Raw genomic sequence first — 16,884 nt, 5'->3', positions numbered from 1 at the left:
CCGGGGCTTTTGTATGCTCGGTCTAAGGTCGTCATCCAGGCGGGTTCATTGCCCCGACAAAAAGCCGGATCGACCTGTACCGGCGCCGTTCGCGACTCCAGGCCACACCCGGATCCGCCGCTGTACGCTTTGCTCTTGTAACACTGCCTCCTACCACAGAGCCGTCGAACGACGGATCCACAAGAAACAGGAGATTTTATCGATGAGCAATTTTCTTCCCAGCACCTGCGCGCCCTTGCGTCGGCTCTTGTTGACCTGTGCCGTACTGGGCCTGGCCGGCAGCGTTCAAGCGGCGACCCTGGATGCCGTCAAAAGCAACAGCAGCATCCGGATCGGCTACGCCAACGAAACCCCGTTCGCCTTCACCGAAACCGACGGCACCGTCACCGGTGAGTCGCCGGAGATCGCCAAGATCATTTTTGCCAGGATGGGCATCAAGCAGGTCAATGGCGTGCTCACCGAATGGGGTTCGCTGATCCCGGGCCTGCGGGCAGGTCGCTTCGACGTGATTGCCGCCGGCATGTACATCACTCCGGCGCGCTGCAAGCAGGTGTTGTTCACCGATCCGCAGTACCAGTTGCCCGACGCGTTGCTCGTGGCCAAGGGCAACCCGAAAAAACTCCACAGCTATGAAGACATCGCCAAACAACCGGACGTGAAGCTGGCGATCATGGCCGGCACGGTGAACCTGGCTTATGCCCGCGATTCCGGGGTCAAGGACGAGCAGATCCTCCAGGTCCCCGACACCACCGCACAACTGCAAGCGGTGCGCGCCGGTCGTGCGGACGCTGCCGTCGGCACGCAGCTGACCATGAAAGGCCTCGCCAGCAAGGGCGGTGAAAAAGTCGAGGCGATGACCGCGTTCAAGGACGACCCGTCCCACATCGGCTATGGTGCCCTGGCCTTCCGTCCCGAAGACAAAGACCTGCGCGATGCGGTCAATGCCGAGCTGAAAAAGTGGCTGGGCTCCGAAGAGCATCTCAAGACGGTTGCGCCATTCGGTTTCGACAAATCCAACGTGACCAGCAAGACCGCGGCCGAGCTCTGCGCTCAGTAGTCGACAAGACTGGCGTGCCGAAACGGGCATGACGCGTAGAGCGTGATGCCTGTTCCCTGCTTCATCGGATATCGGGTCGAACCATGGGCGAATTACTTCCGTTATTGATACAAGGGGCCTGGGTCACGCTCCAGGTGACCTTCTTTGGCTCGCTGCTGGCGATTGTCGCGGCGGTACTCGCAGCACTCGGGCGGCTTTCGCCGTGGCGGGCGTTGCGCTGGTTTTCCATCACCTACATCGAAGTGTTTCGTGGCACCTCGTTGCTGGTGCAATTGTTCTGGCTGTTCTTCGTGCTGCCACTACCGCCCTTCAACATTGAGCTGAGCCCTTACGCCGTGGCCATCGTCGGCCTGGGCCTGCATATTGGCGCCTACGGTGCGGAAGTGATGCGCGGCGCCATCAGCTCGGTCGCCAAGGGCCAATACGAAGCCTGCACGGCGTTGAATTTCAGCGCCTTCACCCGCTTCAAGCGGATCATCCTGCCGCAGGCGTTGCTGGCGGCGATTCCACCGGGCACCAACCTGTTGATCGAGCTGCTGAAGAACACCTCGCTGGTGTCGCTGATCACCTTGTCCGACTTGAGCTTCCGGGCGCGCCAGTTGGATCAGGCGACGTTCCAGACCCTAGAGGTCTTCAGCCTGGCGCTGGTGCTGTATTTCATCCTCGCCCAAGCCATCAACTTCGGCATGCGCCACCTCGAACGACGGCTGAGCCGGGGCCGGATGCGTGGAGGTCTGTCATGACACTGTTCGACTGGTCCTACGCCGCGCACATCCTGCCGGACCTGCTGCGCGCCTCTCTCAATACCGTGGGCATTACCCTGATCGGTTTCCTGATCGCGATCGTCCTGGGATTGTTCCTGGCGATTGGTCGGCGCAGCCACAAATTCTGGTTGTCGTGGCCGGCCACGGCGGTGATCGAATTCATCCGCAGCACGCCGTTGCTGATTCAGGTGTATTTCCTCTACTACGTGCTACCCAACTACGGCTTGAGTCTGACGGCCATGCAGGTCGGCATCCTCGGCATCGGCCTGCACTACGCCTGCTACATCGCCGAGGTCTATCGCAGCGGCCTCGACGCGGTGCCGCGGGCGCAGTGGGAAGCGGTGACGGCGTTGAACATCGCGCCGTACGACGCCTACCGCAACATCATCCTGCCCCAGGCGCTGCGACCGATCGTGCCCCCCCTGGGCAACTACCTGGTGGCGATGCTCAAGGACACGCCGGTGCTGTCGGCGATCACCGTGGTGGAAATCATGCAGCAGGCCAAGAACATCGGTTCGGAGAATTTCCGTTACCTGGAACCGATCACCATGGTTGGCCTGTTCTTCCTCGCCCTGAGCCTTGCCTTGGCTTATCTGGTACGGCGCCTTGAAACGCGCATGGAGCTACGCTAATGACTTTACCTCTGACCACGCCCACCGATTTGTCCCGGCGCAGCACGCTGGCGTCGCAGCAGGAGGCCCCGGCCATGCAAATTCCGACACCGTCCCGGCCGATTGTGAGTTTCCAGGACGTGACCAAAAGCTACGGCAGTTTCACGGTGCTGGACCATTTGAACCTGGATGTCGCACCCGGTGAAAAGGTCGCGATCATCGGCCCCAGCGGCTCGGGGAAGTCGACGCTGCTGCGGGTGCTGATGACCCTGGAAGGCATCGACCAGGGCCAGATCCGCGTCGAGGATGACTCACTGACCCACATGCCCAACCGCAACGGCGTGCTGGTGCCGGCCAACGACCGACACATACGCCGGGTGCGCGGCAAGATCGGCATGGTGTTCCAGAGCTTCAACCTGTTCCCTCACATGACCGCGTTGCAGAACGTGATCGAGGCGCCGGTGCAGGTCCTGGGCATGAACCCGAAAGAAGCCCGGGAGCGCGCCGCTGACCTGCTGGAACTGGTGGGGCTGGGCAACAAGCTCGACCATTACCCGTCGCAGTTGTCCGGCGGCCAGCAACAACGGGTGGCGATTGCCCGGGCGCTGGCGATGCGACCCAAGGTGATGCTGTTCGACGAAGTGACCTCGGCGCTCGACCCGGAGTTGTGTGGCGAGGTGCTGAACGTGATCCGCAAACTGGGGGCCGAACACAACCTGACGATGTTGATGGTGACCCACCAGATGGGCTTCGCCCGGGAGTTCGCCGACCGGGTGTGCTTCTTCTACAAGGGCCGGATCCATGAGCAAGGCACCCCGGCGCAGATCTTCGAGCACCCACAGCAGGAGCGTACGTGTGCGTTCCTGAGCGCGGTGAAAGAGGCGAATTGACCTCCACCCATCACTCAAGTGAACACCTTTGTGGCGAGGGTTACCATGCCCCCGGACCAGATAGGGTTGGCGATAGCCAAAAAAAGGGGGGCCATGTGTGCATGGCCCCCCTTTTTATTTACCGCCCAGCCATTATGGGTACTGCTGGTACGTCTGACCCTGCTGCTGCGGCGCCTCCTGGTATTGCTGGCCGGGAATGGCCTTGAGGTTGACCTCGACACGACGGTTTTGCGCGCGGCCATTGACGTCGGCGTTGCTGGCCACCGGGTTGTCCGGGCCGGCGCCACGGGCCGAGAGGTTGGCACCGCTCACACCCTGGGACGTCAGGTAGGTCGCCACGCTCTGGGCACGGCGCTGGGACAGGTCCATGTTGTGCTGGCGGCTGCCGGTACTGTCGGTGTAACCGACGATCTCGATCTGGTTCTGGTTGAACTCCTTGAGGGAGTTGGCCAGGTTGTTCAGCGGCTGATAGAAGCTCGACGCGATGTTCGCCGAGTCGGTGGCGAAGGTGATGTTACCCGGCATGATCAGCTTGATCTGGTCGCCCTGGCGCTGCACTTCAACGCCGGTATTGGCCATGCTGGCGCGCAGTTTCTTTTCCTGCTGGTCGGCGTAGTAACCGTAGCCGGCCGCGGAAGCCCCCACCACCGCCGCGCCGATCAACGCACCCTTGCCCCGGTTATCGTGACCGATGGCCGCACCGGCCAGCGCCCCCGCCAGTGCACCGAGGCCGCCGTACTTGGCGGTTTTGCTCATGCCCGACGATTCGGTAGAGGCCTGGCCCTGGTTGTCATAGGGGTTAGGCGACGCACAGCCGGACAACAAGGCCACAGCAATAGCGACAACGATCAAGCGACGCGAGGTGAACATGGAATGCTCCTGGTTTTCAGTCTGAAGTGCCAGGGCGTAGGCAATCGACTCTGGCAGGCGTTGGAACGCGGCAATCGTTAAAAATTCCGTCCCGCTGCGTTGCGCTTCGCCCGGCTGCTTCAGAAAAAACCGTCGTCTGGGCGGGGTTGCCTCAGCCCTGCGCCAGACAGCGGCTCACGCCCCTGACGATCATCTCCACTTCCCGTCCATCAATCGTCAGCGGCGGCAGCAGGCGGATGGTCTGGCCCCGAGTGACATTGATCAGTAGGCCGTGGTCCCGGGCGGCGCGAAGGGTCAGGTCGCGGACCGGTTGCTTGAGTTCGATGCCGATCATCAAGCCCTGGCCGCGAATCGCCAAGACATTCGGGTTGTCCGCCAGCTCGGTCTGCAAGCGGCTCAACAATTGTTCGCCCTGGTGCCTGGCGTTATCCACCAGCGCTTGCTCCTCGATGATGTCCAGCACCGTGCAGCCGACCCGACAGGCCAGCGGATTGCCGCCGAACGTACTGCCATGACTGCCGGGGGTAAACAGCTCGGCAGCCTTGCCCCGTGCCAGGCAGGCGCCGATGGGCACACCGTTGCCCAGTCCTTTGGCCAGGGTCATGACATCCGGTACGATGCCCTCGTGCTGGAACGCGAACCATTGGCCGGTGCGACCGATGCCGGTCTGGATCTCGTCGAGCATCAACAGCCAGGCGCGCCGACTGCACAACTGCCGCAAAGCCTTGAGGTACCCCGGTGGGGCGAGTTGCACACCGCTTTCACCCTGGATCGGCTCCACCAGCACCGCGACGATGCGCTCGGCGTGAGCCTGTTGAATCTGTTCCAGCGCCGCGAGATCGCCGAACGGCACCTTGACGAAATCCCCCGGCAACCGGTTGTAGCCCAGCCGCACGGACGGACCATCACTGGCGGACATGGTGCCCAAGGTGCGCCCATGGAACGCGTTGTCCATGACCACGACCAAGGGCTGCTCGATGCCCTTGTGCCAGCCGTAGAGGCGCGCCAGCTTCAGTGCGGTTTCGTTGGCCTCGGCACCTGAGTTATTGAAAAACGCCCGCTCCAGCCCCGACAGCCGGGTGAGCTTTTGCGCCAGGCGTTGCTGCCAATCGATGCTGTACAGGTTGGAGGTGTGCAACAGCAAGCCGGCCTGCTCGCTGATGGCAGCCACCAGCCGCGGGTGGGAATGGCCGACATTGGTCACCGCCACGCCCGCCACCGCATCGAGGTATTCACGACCGTCCTGGTCCCACAGGCGCGTCCCCAAGCCATGGGTGAAATTCAGCGCCAGGGGTTGATAGGTGGTCATCAGGCAGGCAGCGGTCATGGCATCAAGCTCCATCGGGTGGTTTTTTCCAGTATGGTTAGCCACCAAGGCTGGATAAACGCTGCTTTACTTCAATCATTTAAAAGTTGAGCTTGATAATGGACCTGTTCCAGGCAATGACCGTTTACGTGAAGGTGGTAGAAACCGGGAGCCTGACGGCAGCGGGCCAGGCGTGCGAAATGTCCACCACCATGGTGGGCAATCATCTTCGTGCCTTGGAGCAACGCCTCGGCGTACGCCTGATCAACCGTACGACGCGGCGCCAGCGCCTGACAGAATTCGGCTCGACCTACTACCAGCGCTGCCTGGAAGTACTGGGGCTGGTGGCCGACTCCGAACGCCTGGCCGAACAGACCCAAGGCGAGCCCACCGGCACCCTGCGCATCACCGCACCGTTGACCTTTGGTACCGAACGCCTTTCGCCGGCGCTGGCCGAATTCAGCCAGCGCTTCGCCCAGGTCAAGCTCGACGTGGTGCTGACCAACCAGCGCCTGGACCTGATCGACCATGGCTTCGACGTCGCCATCCGCCTCGGCCATCCCGACCCGAAACTGATTGCCCGTCCGTTGCTGGACTACACCCTGACCATCTGCGCCTCCCCTGCCTACCTGGCCCGGCGCGGCACGCCGGAACAACCGGCGGACCTTCAACGACACGACTGCCTGTCGTTCGCCTATTCGGCAGCAGACGAATGGCGCTTCGCCCAGGATCACTGGCCCATCAACGGGCCGGACGGCGAAATCAAGGTGGCGGTGAACGGACCGATGCTGATCAACAGCTCCTCGGGCCTGCATCGCGCCGCCCTGGCCGGAATGGGCGTGGTGATGCTGCCCGATGCCCTGGTGGCCCAGGACCTGAAGGACGGACACTTGGTGGCATTACTGCAGGGCTACCAATTGCCCCATCGGCCGATGAGCCTGATGTACGCGCAGGATCGCTACCGTTTGCCGAAACTGCGCAGTTTTGTCGAGTTTGCGCTGGAGAAATGGGCCAAACCCCAACCCCAGCCCACTGAGGCTGTGGCGAGGGGATTTGTCCCCGCTGGGTTGCGCAGCAACCCCAAGACTGTCGGTTCACATCGCGGGTGATGTCGGGTTTGATGACTTTTTGGGGGCCGCTACGCGACCCAGCGGGGATAAATCCCTCGCCACAAAAGCAAACCCCGTCTGAACATCCGCCGCTAGTTCCCCACCCCCCCATCAGCTACTCTTCCTCCTTGGACGAGCATTTTGATATCAAGGTTGATGAGGAAACGATGATGGGAGATGCCTCGAACATCGACATGCTGCGGTTCGACCTGTCCGATCTGGACGAAGGCGTACTGCACACTATCCTGGAACTGGTCAGCGATGGCATCTGGGACTGGAATGCCAACACCGGCTTCGTCTACCGCAACCCCGGCTGGTACACCATGCTTGGTTACCTGCCTCATTCACTGGACAACACCGTACTGACCTGGGAAAGCGTGATCCATCCGGAAGATTACCCACGGGTCATGGCGTTGTTCGACGACTACCTGGAGCAACGATCCCACCGCTACCAGGCCGAGTACCGTTGCCGTATGTGCGACGGGTCCTACATCTGGATTGAGGATCGCGGCTACGTGATCGCCCGCAACCCGGACGGCACGGTGGCCCGCATGATCGGTGCCCATCGCAGCATCGATGACAAGAAGCGCCTGTTCGAACAATTGGAACGGCGTAACAAATCCTTGGAAGCCATCATCGAAGAACGCACCCGCGAACTGTCCCGGGTCAATCATCAGCTGCAGCTCCAACTCGACGAGAACCGCAGGCTTGCCGAAACCGATGCCCTGACGCGGGTCGCCAACCGTTACCGCCTGGATCAAGCGCTGCCGCTGGCCTGTGAGCGCGCCCAGCGTTTCCGCGAGCCGTTGTCGCTGATCGCCATGGACGTCGATGACTTCAAGGACATCAACGATCGCTACGGCCACGCCTTCGGTGACGCAGCGCTGGTGCAAGTGGTGCAGAGCGTCAAGCGCTGCGAGCGCGGCAGCGACTTGCTGGTGCGCTGGGGCGGTGACGAATTCATCATGATCTTGCCCAACACCACCCTGGCCGACGCCCGGCTGCTGGCGGAAAGCATTCGTCGTGGCCTGGCCGACCTGCTGCCGGTGGGCGACTTCCAGATCACCATGAGTTTTGGCGTGGTGCAGCGCCTGGAGGATGAACAGCACTCGGCGTTGCTGCACCGGGCGGACCAGGCGCTGTATCGCTCCAAGATGGCGGGCAAGAATGTGATTTGCGAATGAACGGTACCCCGGCCCAAACACAAAAAAGAATGCAGACATGATGCGTTGGCAGCGGTCATAGGCTGTATCTCTTGCGATCAGGCCTTCGCCCTTGCCAACTCGACTTCCCTCCTCCTCACGCCTTTACCTGGGCTGCGCCGGCTGGTCGCTGCCCCGGGAGCATTGGCCGGCCTTTACTGTCGACGGTACGCATTTGCAGCGCTACAGCAGCCGATTTCCCGCCGTGGAGATCAACAGCTCGTTCTACCGCCCGCACCGCCCCGCCACGTATGCCAAGTGGGCCGGCAGCGTTGCCGGGGACTTTCGCTTCTCGGTCAAGGTGCCCAAGCAGATAACTCATGAACGACGGCTGATCGACTGCGAAGGGCTTGTGGATGAATTCCTCGGGCAATGCTCGCAACTGGGAGAGAAGCTTGGCTGCCTGTTGATTCAGTTGCCACCGTCGCTGGCCTTCGAGGCAGCCGTGGCCGAAGTATTCTTCAAGGCCTTGCGGGACCGTTATCAAGGTCATGCGGTGCTTGAGCCGCGACACCCGAGCTGGCTCGCCCCCCAGGCCGCGACGATCCTGCAAGACGCGTGCATCGGCCGTGTCGCCGCCGATCCGTCACCCTTGCCCGGCGGCGATCAACCCGCTGGCTGGCCTGGCATTCGCTACTACCGGTTGCATGGTTCGCCACGGATCTACTACTCAGCTTACGAAGACGCCTGGCTGGAACGCCTCGCCCAAACGTTGCAAGCCGCCCCCGACACACCGACCTGGTGCATCTTCGACAACACCGCCAGTGGCGCCGCGACCGCCGACGCGTTGCGCTTGATGGGCCTGATGCAAGACGCAAAGCCGCTACCGGCAACAAATGGTCAGTTGCTGCCGGTCCGACCGTGACAACACCGCTCGGGTCCAATAGATTAGGCGACCGGAAAAAAGCTCAATGCCTTTCTCGCCTCATCCCGCTAACAGAAGTAGTGAAATTTCAATGTCCGATTCCAACACCGCTGAATCCGTAGTCACCCTGTCGTCCAAAGCGGAATACGAAAACTCCATCAATCTTTCACAGCATCTGCCCCAGGCCAAAACCATCAGCGAAATGGTCCTCGATGCGTTCCAGTCGAACCGCGAAAGCGACCAGATCCGCGAACTGCGCAACGCCATCCGCCAGGCCCACGATGCCTTCGACGATGACAAGGCCTACGAACTGATGGGCCAGCTCAAACAGCTCAAGGACGCCGAAGCCGCCGACTTCGCGGCCCTGGAAGACCTGAGCAGCCGCTTCCCGATCAGCCGTATCCTCTCCAGCTATAAGGACGACCCGTCGTTCCAGGAACTGGTCTACGGCCTGGCCCTGAAAGTGCTGAACCAGACCCACCAGGCCATCAGCAACCCGAGCGGCAGCAAGGGCAAGGCCTCGCGGGCCAAGAAGGAAGCCGAGGTGTTTGTCATCAGCAAGGATGGCATCAGTGTCACCCTGCCCCTGCGCACACCGCGCTCCAAGCCGAACGTCGACCGCGAAGCCTTCGAGTTCCTGGGCTTCAACTTCATAGGCGAAGGCGACGACGCCGAGTTGGAAAGCGAAACCTTCCTGGACAATGACGGCACCGAACAACCGGCCACCCGCAAAGGCATCGTCACTGCGTTGCAACAGCAGAAAGCCTTCGACGGCTACAGCATCGCCCAGCAATAAGCCTCACCCGAGGCCCCTGTGGGAGCGAGTTAGCTCGCGATGAGGCCGTCACATTCAGCACTCATGCAGGCTGAACCACCGCTATCACGAGCAAGCTCGCTCCACAGGAACATCGACAGCCCGCACCCCCATGAAAAAGCCCCGCGCTTCTCTCGAAGGCGGGGCTTTTTCATGGGGGAGGTATGAATGCCTCAAACAGCGCCGAGCCGCTCGACCATGTCTGGAAACTTCTCGACCAGTTTGATCAACAAAGCCGCCTGGGCATTGGGTTTGGATTTTTCCTGCTCCCAGTTTCTAAGGGTGCCAGGACTGGTCCTGATGCTCTTGGCGAAAACGGCTTGAGACATGCGAAGCTTGTCGCGCAATGCCACGATTTCCTGAGCCGACACCTCGGGAACCGGTTTCTCCTCGATCGATAGCTGGCGAAGGGTAATCTTGCCCTCCCTGTGAGCGGCCATCTCCTCGACGCCTTGTATCATCTCGGCAAACAGATCACGTTTTTTCATAAGGTACCTCGCACTTTCAACTCAGCTTCTATGGCGCGCTTGAGCATCTTCTCTTGCTCGGTGGTCAGGTTTTCCAACTCGTCCTTGTCATAAATCGCGAACATCCAGAACTGACGATCACTCATGAGCCAATAGTAGATGACTCGCAGCCCACCTCGCTTCCCTTTGCCGCGACGTTCATCGAACCAGCGCAGCTTACGAAAGCCGCCGGTACGTGGCATGACGTCACCGACCTCTGGATGCCGCAACATATAGGACTGAAGCAGGCGATATTCATCGTCAGCCAGGTAATCGCCAACTGTGGCGGTGAACGTAGTCGTTTCAAAAAATAGGGTACGCATGGCAGAAACTATAGGCAAATTGCTTACAGTTCAACAAACCCTAATCTATTGCGACGAATGACAGCCAATCCACGCCCCTTTATAGACAAAAAGCCCCGCGCTTCTCTCGAAGGCGGGGCTTTTTCATGCAGCATCTGAAGCTTAAGGCGCGTACGTCAGCAGCAGCTCACTCGGCACCTTGAAGTCCAGGGACATCATGACGCTCAGGGCGGTGATGGTGAAGATCGAGAACACGAACAGCTTGCGTGCCCAGACCGTGTCATCCACCGCCTTGTAGCCGGTCCAGGCCATGTACAGCCAATACATGCCCATGGCGGCGGCGACGGCGAGGTAGCTCATGCCGGCATAGCCGCTGAAGGTCAGCATCAAGGTCGCCACCAGGAAGGCCAGGATGTAGAGCAGGATGTGCTTCTTGGCCACGCGGATGCCGCGCTTGACCGGCAGCACCGGAATCGAGGCCGCCAGGTAGTCGTTGAAGCGGAAGATCGCAATGGCGTAGGAGTGCGGCATCTGCCACAGGCTGAACATCACCAGCAGCGTCAGCGCCGCCATGTCGAAGCTGTTGCTCACCGCCACGTAGCCGATCACCGGCGGCATCGCCCCCGACAGACTGCCCACCAGCGTGCCGTGGACCGACTTGCGCTTGAGGTACAGGCTGTAGAGGCCGACATAGATGACAAAACCGATCACCGCGAACAACGCCGCCAACGGATTGGCCACCCAGTACAACAGCGCCACCCCGGCCACGCCCAGCACCGTGGCGAATGCCAAGGCCAGTTGCACCGGAATCAGGCCTTGGACCAGCGCCCGATTCTTGGTGCGTTCCATCTTGATGTCGATGTCGCGGTCGATGCAGTTGTTGAACACGCAACCGGACGCCACCACCAGGGAAGTGCCGATCATCGCCGCCAGGAAGATGGCCAGATCGACATGCCCTTTCGAGGCCAGGAAAAACCCGCCTGCCACAGAAAGCACGTTACCGAAAATGATCCCCGGCTTGGTGATTTGGATAAAGTGCTTCAGGGACATCCGGACTTTCCTCAGTGCGCCATCATGTTGGTGTGGATGCTGAACATGATCCACAACGACAGGCCGACCAGCAGGACAATCACGATCGCGGCAAAGACAAACGCGACCACGTTGTTACGTTGGGCGGCGGAGCGGTCCAGGTGCAGGAAGTACACCAGGTGCACCAATACCTGGACCACGGCGAAGATCAGGATGATCCACAGGGTCAGGCTCTTGGGCAGCGATGGGTACATCACCAGGCCGAACGGAATGACGGTCAGGATCACCGACAGGATGAAACCGATGGCGTAGGACTTGACGCTGCCGTGGCCGGCGTCATGGCCATCATGGGAATGTGCGTTAGCCATTTACAGGGTCCCCATCAGATAAACAACGGTGAATACGCAGATCCACACCACGTCCAGGAAGTGCCAGAACAGGCTCAGGCAGCTCAGGCGCGTCTTGTTGGTGGCAGTCAGGCCGTTCTTCTGGACCTGGTACATCATGATCGCCATCCAGATCAGGCCGCTGGTCACGTGCAGACCGTGGGTACCGACCAGGGTGAAGAACCCGGACAGGAAGCCACTGCGGCTAGGACCGTAGCCTTCGGAGATCAATACGTGGAACTCATTGATCTCCATGCCGATGAAGCCGGCACCGAACAGGAAGGTCATGGCCAGCCAGCCCAGTACCTGGGTTTTCTTGCCCTTGAACAACGCCAGCATGGCGAAGCCGTAGGTGATCGAGCTGAACAGCAGCAGCGCGGTTTCGCCCAGTACGTACGGCAGTTCGAAGATCTCGTGGCCCGACGGGCCACCGGCGACGTTGTTAACCAGCACCGCGTATACCGCGAAGATCGACGCAAACAGAATGCAGTCGGTCATCAGGTAGAGCCAGAAACCGAATACGGTCATCTCGCCCGAGTCGTGGTGATGGTCATCGTGCCCATGGTCATGACCATGGGCGTGTCCAACATTGGTCACTAAGTTCGACATGGTTTAAGCCTGTTCCAACGAGGTTTCAACACGGGTGGCGGTGGCGGGGACTTTCCCGGCCGCTACCAGGCGCTTGTGCTGCTCGGCTTCGATGCGTTCGATGACATCCACCGGCACCATGTAGCCCTGATCGTCACGGGCGGCATGGATCACGAAATACACCACGGTGCCGACCAGGCTGGCGATGGCCAGCCACCAGATGTGCCAGATCATCGCGAAACCGAACACGGTCAACAGCGCGCCCATGACCACACCGGTGGCGGTGTTGTTGGGCATGTGGATCGGCTCGTACTTGGCCGGAGCCTGGTACGCGGTGCCGGCTTCCTTGGCTTCGGTGAACGGGTCGATGACGTCTGCTTTTGGCAGCACGGCAAAGTTGTAGAACGGCGGAGGCGAAGAGGTCGACCATTCCAGGGTATGGGCATTCCACGGGTCGCCATGTTCGCACATGTTTTCCGGCTTCTTGCGATCGCGCACGCTGACGTACAGCTGGATCAACTGGCAGGCGATACCGACGGCAATCATCACCGCGCCGAACATGGCGACGTACAGGTACGGCACCCACTCAGGGTTGGTGGTGGCGTTCAGGCGACGGGTCATGCCCATGAAGCCCAGTGCATAGAGCGGCATGAACGCGACAAAGAAGCCGGAGATCCAGAACCAGAACGCAGCCTTGCCCCAACCTTCGTGCAGCTTGAAGCCGAACGCTTTCGGGAAGTAGAACGCAAAGCCTGCGATGTAGCCGAACACGGCGCCGCCGATGATCACGTTATGGAAGTGTGCGATCACGAACAGGCTGTTGTGCAGCACGAAGTCAGCACCCGGAATGGCCAGCAGTACGCCGGTCATGCCGCCGATGGCGAAGGTCACCATGAAGCCCAGGGTCCACAGCACGTGGCTGGTGAAACGCAGACGGCCCTGGTAGATGGTGAACAGCCAGTTGAACAGCTTCACCCCCGTCGGGATCGAAATCAACATCGTCGCCAGGCCGAAGAAGGCGTTGACGCTGGCACCCGAACCCATGGTGAAGAAGTGGTGCAGCCAGACCATGAAGCCCAGTACCGAGATCGCGCCGGAAGCGTAGATCATCGAGTGGTGGCCAAACAGCTTCTTGCCGGAGAAGGTCGAGATGACTTCAGAGAAAATACCGAACGCCGGCAGGATCAGGATGTACACCTCAGGGTGACCCCAGGCCCAGAACAGGTTGACGTACATCATCGGATTTCCACCCAGTTCATTGGTGAAAATGTGGAAATCCATGTAGCGGTCAAGCGTCAGCAGAGCCAGGGTAGCGGTGAGGATCGGGAACGAAGCGACGATCAGCACGTTGGCCCAGGTGCAGGTCCAGGTGAAGATCGGCATGTCCATCAGCTTCATGCCAGGGGTACGCATTTTCAGCACGGTGGCCAGGAAGTTGACCCCCGTCAGCGTTGTCCCCAACCCGGATAGCTGGAGCGCCCAGATGTAGTAGTCCACCCCCACGCCCGGACTGTATTGCAGCCCCGACAACGGCGGATAGGCAACCCAACCCGTCTTGGCGAACTCGCCAACACCCAGGGAAACGTTGATCAGCACCACGCCGGACACCAGCAGCCAGAAGCTCAGGGAGTTCAGGAATGGGTAGGCAACGTCGCGCGCGCCGATCTGCAGCGGCACTGCAAGGTTCATCAGGCCGGTGAAGAATGGCATCGCCATGAAGATGATCATGATCACACCGTGAGCGGTGAAGATCTGGTCATAGTGTTCAGGCGGCAGGTAGCCAGGCGAACCCTCGGTGGCCATGGCCAGCTGGGTACGCATCATGATGGCGTCGGCAAAGCCGCGCAGCAGCATGACCATGGCAACGATGATGTACATCACGCCGATTTTTTTATGGTCGACCGAGGTCAGCCATTCGGTCCACAGGTAGGTCCACTTCTTGAAATAAGTGATGCCTGCAAACAATGCCAGACCACCGAGCGCGATAATGGCGAGGGTCACCATGACAATCGGCTCGTGGAACGGGATCGCTTCCCAACTTAATTTACCTAACATCGTTTACTCCTCTGCCCCGGCAGCTGAATGCGAGCTCATGTCCATCCCTTCCATGTTGTGGGCCACTTCCTTGTCTTTCTTCTCGTGATGCATCGGCTTGCCCGGATTCATCCCTTCATACTTGTCGATGATGGTCTGGAACAGGTTCGGCGTGACCGACGAGTAGAGTTCGACTGGGTTGTTCTGGCTCGGCTTGGAAAGGGCTTCGTATTCAGCTTTTTCAAGCTGTTTAGGTGCCTTCTTCACTTCGTTGACCCAGGCGTCGAATTCTTCCTGGGTGGTGGCGGTCGCTTTGAACTTCATGCCGGTGAAACCTGCGCCGCTGTAGTTGGCGGAGATACCTTCGAGTTCAGTGTTCTGGTTGGCGATCAGGTGCAGCTTGGTCTGCATGCCGGCCATCGCATAGATCTGGCCGCCCAGGCCCGGGATGAAGAACGAGTTCATCACGGTGTCGGAGGTGACCTTGAAATTGATCGGCGTGTGGGCCGGGAACACGATCTTGTTGACCGTGGCGATGCCTTGTTCCGGGTAGATGAACAGCCACTTCCAGTCCATCGAGACCACTTCGATGGTGATCGGCTTGACGTCGGAGTCCAGCGGACGATACGGGTCCAGGGCATGGGTCGACTTGTAGGTGACATAACCCAGGGCAATGATGATCAGCACCGGAATGGTCCATACCGCCACTTCGATCTTGGTCGAATGGGACCATTTCGGCGTGTAGGTGGCCTTGGTGTTGGTTGCGCGGTACTTCCAGGCGAACAGGAAGGTCATGACGATGACCGGCACGACGACCAGCAACATCAGCAGTGTGGCGGTGATGATCAGGTTTCGTTCATCCAGGCCGACCTGGCCCTTGGGATCGAGCAAGGTCATGTTGCAACCTCCCAGCAGCAACGCGCCGAGCAGCGGCAACAAGCCTAGTAATCGGGGGTACCTGTTTTTACTCATCTCACGACCTCTAAAGCAGCTTGCGCAATGCAGTTGGGTTTTGATCGCCAACACTTCACCCTGCCAAGGGTTGGCATTTCTTGGATTGAATAAGGGCTGCCCATCGAACGTCAGCGGCTGTTCGACACATCCCGGGCCAGCAGTGAGTTCTTATTCGTTGGTCAAAAGGCCTAGTTCAAGCCCAATTCCATTTGGTGCGGGTAGTTGGAGGCACCGACACCTGGGGTCGCATGGGGCGCTGGCGCCCTTCGACCACTCTCATGCTCAAGTCTGAGCCGGGTCGGAAAATCGGTGCGGGCGATTGTAGTGAGGTGACGCGCTGTAGACCATGTCTCATCCCGAAATAATTTTTATCCGATCCGGCAACAATCTCTTGCCGATATTGCAACGGGCCAGCATGTTATCGAAATTAATTCTCAACAAGAACCCCAAAAAACGTAAGTCTACTACGCCCGATTTAGACAGCTCGGGAGACTCATCAAGAGGTTTTTTGCTCGGCAAGCGCCCATTTTTCGGGGCCTGCGCCGTCTGACGCGCCGCTGTTAAAAATGCCTGCTGCAGGCGATACGCCAGTTGCGAAACCAGACATTTTTTTGTTACAGGAAAGCGTGCTTTATCAACCTCGCAAAGGCTGAGTGCCGCAAGATATGTGACAACGTGTCGCACATTGCCGCAGGTCATTCTTGCCTCGGATCAAGGACGTTCCGGCTTGAGCGTGAAACGTAAAACGCCCCGACCCTCCATCAGAGAACCGGGGCGTGTCATCGAGGCGATTCAGCGAAGTGCTTTGCGGTTACGCGACACCAGCAACGGCACCAGCACCGCCGTCAGCACGAAGGCCACCAGCGCCCATTGCGCCAGGGACAGGCCCAGGATCGGTGGGTAGGGGGTGGAGCAAAAGCCATCGACCTGGAAACCCAGCGGGAAGATCTTCGCCAGCGGCAGGTCATCGACAATCGGTTGCAATACGTCGATGCCGCAACTGACCGCGGGGAAGAACTGGGTGTACACGTGATGCCCTGCCACACCAGCACCGGCCAGGGCACAGAGCACCACCAGGCCTTCGAAGATCGTCAGGCTGCGGCGGGTGCGCATGGCGGCGCCGATGAAGGCAAAGATCGCGATCAGCAACAGCGCATAGCGTTGCAAGATACACAGCGGGCACGGTGCCTCGCCGAGGGCCACCTGCATGTACAACGCACCGCCGATCAGCGCCAGGCAGATCAGCCCCAGCAACACCAGATAGCGCCGCTCACGGCCTAACCGCATCATTTCCTCACTCATTGCGTTTCCCTTTGTCTGCATGGATCGACGCGCAGCCTCGCGACACCCGGCGCGCGATCGGATGTACCGAAGTCTACACGCTGACCATGACAGTGAACGAGCAGCGAGCGTCGACATTGGAGGGAATAGACCGCAAGAAGGTTAAGCGGAGATTAATTCTGGCAGTTGGACAGGGATGGGGCTGCCGCCGCCATCGCGAGCAAGCTCGCTCCCACAGTTTTTTGCGGTGTTCACAGGCGTTGTGTCCGCCGCTAATCCCTTGTGGGAGCGAGCTTGCTCGCGATGAAGGCAACCC

General features: G+C 60.0%; 18 protein-coding genes and 1 pseudogene. 8 read left to right on the top strand and 11 right to left on the bottom strand.

Features of this window, described 5'->3' with window-relative positions:
- The first annotated feature begins 202 nt into the window (after window positions 1-202).
- The 4 genes from ehuB to ehuA all read left to right on the top strand — a co-directional run bounded on the left by ehuB (window position 203) and on the right by ehuA (window position 3,322).
- Window positions 203-1,057, top strand: coding sequence for an ectoine/hydroxyectoine ABC transporter substrate-binding protein EhuB (gene ehuB / locus BT125_RS19865; RefSeq protein ID WP_072409514.1), 855 nt, complete (start codon window positions 203-205; stop codon window positions 1,055-1,057).
- Between the two features lie 83 nt (window positions 1,058-1,140).
- Window positions 1,141-1,800, top strand: coding sequence for an ectoine/hydroxyectoine ABC transporter permease subunit EhuC (ehuC, locus tag BT125_RS19860; protein ID WP_072409512.1), 660 nt, complete (start codon window positions 1,141-1,143; stop codon window positions 1,798-1,800).
- Window positions 1,797-2,453, top strand: a complete 657-nt coding sequence (gene ehuD, locus BT125_RS19855) for an ectoine/hydroxyectoine ABC transporter permease subunit EhuD (RefSeq protein ID WP_072409510.1) — start codon at window positions 1,797-1,799, stop codon at window positions 2,451-2,453. The genes ehuC and ehuD overlap by 4 nt, the downstream gene beginning before the upstream one ends.
- A complete protein-coding gene (gene ehuA / locus BT125_RS19850; RefSeq protein WP_371857817.1) occupies window positions 2,453-3,322 on the top strand; it encodes an ectoine/hydroxyectoine ABC transporter ATP-binding protein EhuA in 870 nt (289 codons plus the stop codon). The genes ehuD and ehuA overlap by 1 nt, the downstream gene beginning before the upstream one ends.
- Window positions 3,323-3,454: 132 nt before the next feature.
- On the opposite strand, the gene BT125_RS19845 is transcribed toward ehuA, so the two are convergent.
- On the bottom strand, window positions 3,455-4,192 hold the full coding sequence (locus BT125_RS19845) for a YiaD family glycine zipper/OmpA-like lipoprotein (RefSeq protein WP_072409508.1): 738 nt from the start codon (window positions 4,190-4,192) through the stop codon (window positions 3,455-3,457).
- Between the two features lie 151 nt (window positions 4,193-4,343).
- Window positions 4,344-5,519 (bottom strand): aspartate aminotransferase family protein, encoded by a 1,176-nt coding sequence (locus tag BT125_RS19840; protein ID WP_072409553.1) that lies wholly within the window; start codon window positions 5,517-5,519, stop codon window positions 4,344-4,346.
- A gap of 98 nt (window positions 5,520-5,617) precedes the next feature.
- Between BT125_RS19840 and BT125_RS19835 the strand changes: the two are divergent.
- From BT125_RS19835 to BT125_RS19820, 4 genes and pseudogenes are all read left to right on the top strand, one after another.
- A pseudogene (locus BT125_RS19835) lies at window positions 5,618-6,514 on the top strand (LysR family transcriptional regulator); the annotation flags it as partial.
- A 263-nt stretch (window positions 6,515-6,777) separates the two neighbouring features.
- On the top strand, window positions 6,778-7,791 hold the full coding sequence (locus tag BT125_RS19830) for a sensor domain-containing diguanylate cyclase (protein WP_072409506.1): 1,014 nt from the start codon (window positions 6,778-6,780) through the stop codon (window positions 7,789-7,791).
- Window positions 7,792-7,882: 91 nt separating this feature from the next.
- Window positions 7,883-8,674 (top strand): DUF72 domain-containing protein, encoded by a 792-nt coding sequence (locus tag BT125_RS19825; RefSeq protein ID WP_072409504.1) that lies wholly within the window; start codon window positions 7,883-7,885, stop codon window positions 8,672-8,674.
- 91 nt (window positions 8,675-8,765) lie between these two features.
- Window positions 8,766-9,470, top strand: coding sequence for a hypothetical protein (locus BT125_RS19820; RefSeq protein ID WP_072409502.1), 705 nt, complete (start codon window positions 8,766-8,768; stop codon window positions 9,468-9,470).
- A gap of 191 nt (window positions 9,471-9,661) precedes the next feature.
- Here BT125_RS19820 and BT125_RS19815 read toward each other — a convergent pair whose 3' ends face one another.
- From BT125_RS19815 to BT125_RS19775, 9 genes are all read right to left on the bottom strand, one after another.
- The gene (locus BT125_RS19815) at window positions 9,662-9,976 is read right to left on the bottom strand and encodes a helix-turn-helix domain-containing protein (RefSeq protein WP_072409500.1); all 315 of its coding nucleotides are present in this window, start codon (window positions 9,974-9,976) and stop codon (window positions 9,662-9,664) included.
- A complete protein-coding gene (locus BT125_RS19810; RefSeq protein WP_072409498.1) occupies window positions 9,973-10,317 on the bottom strand; it encodes a toxin in 345 nt (114 codons plus the stop codon). Before BT125_RS19810 ends, BT125_RS19815 begins: the two co-directional genes overlap by 4 nt.
- A 141-nt stretch (window positions 10,318-10,458) precedes the next feature.
- The gene (gene cyoE / locus BT125_RS19805; RefSeq protein WP_003178131.1) at window positions 10,459-11,346 is read right to left on the bottom strand and encodes a heme o synthase; all 888 of its coding nucleotides are present in this window, start codon (window positions 11,344-11,346) and stop codon (window positions 10,459-10,461) included.
- Between the two features lie 11 nt (window positions 11,347-11,357).
- Window positions 11,358-11,693, bottom strand: a complete 336-nt coding sequence (gene cyoD / locus BT125_RS19800; protein WP_014340102.1) for a cytochrome o ubiquinol oxidase subunit IV — start codon at window positions 11,691-11,693, stop codon at window positions 11,358-11,360.
- Window positions 11,694-12,320: a cytochrome o ubiquinol oxidase subunit III gene (locus BT125_RS19795; RefSeq protein ID WP_072409496.1), complete on the bottom strand. Its 627-nt coding sequence runs from the start codon at window positions 12,318-12,320 to the stop codon at window positions 11,694-11,696.
- Window positions 12,321-12,323: 3 nt separating this feature from the next.
- Complete coding sequence (gene cyoB, locus BT125_RS19790; protein ID WP_072409494.1) at window positions 12,324-14,354, bottom strand: cytochrome o ubiquinol oxidase subunit I; 2,031 nt, start codon at window positions 14,352-14,354, stop codon at window positions 12,324-12,326.
- Window positions 14,355-14,357: 3 nt separating this feature from the next.
- Window positions 14,358-15,305, bottom strand: coding sequence for a ubiquinol oxidase subunit II (gene cyoA, locus BT125_RS19785; protein ID WP_072409492.1), 948 nt, complete (start codon window positions 15,303-15,305; stop codon window positions 14,358-14,360).
- A gap of 333 nt (window positions 15,306-15,638) precedes the next feature.
- Window positions 15,639-15,986, bottom strand: coding sequence for a hypothetical protein (locus BT125_RS28995; protein WP_139271766.1), 348 nt, complete (start codon window positions 15,984-15,986; stop codon window positions 15,639-15,641).
- Window positions 15,987-16,079: 93 nt separating this feature from the next.
- A complete protein-coding gene (locus BT125_RS19775; protein WP_072409490.1) occupies window positions 16,080-16,589 on the bottom strand; it encodes a disulfide bond formation protein B in 510 nt (169 codons plus the stop codon).
- Between the last annotated feature and the right edge of the window lie 295 nt (window positions 16,590-16,884).

Origin of the sequence: Pseudomonas sp. NFACC04-2 (assembly GCF_900119265.1) — a bacterium.
Taxonomy (GTDB): Bacteria; Pseudomonadota; Gammaproteobacteria; order Pseudomonadales; family Pseudomonadaceae; genus Aquipseudomonas; species Aquipseudomonas fluorescens_AA.
This window is presented reverse-complemented; position numbering and strand designations above follow the sequence as displayed.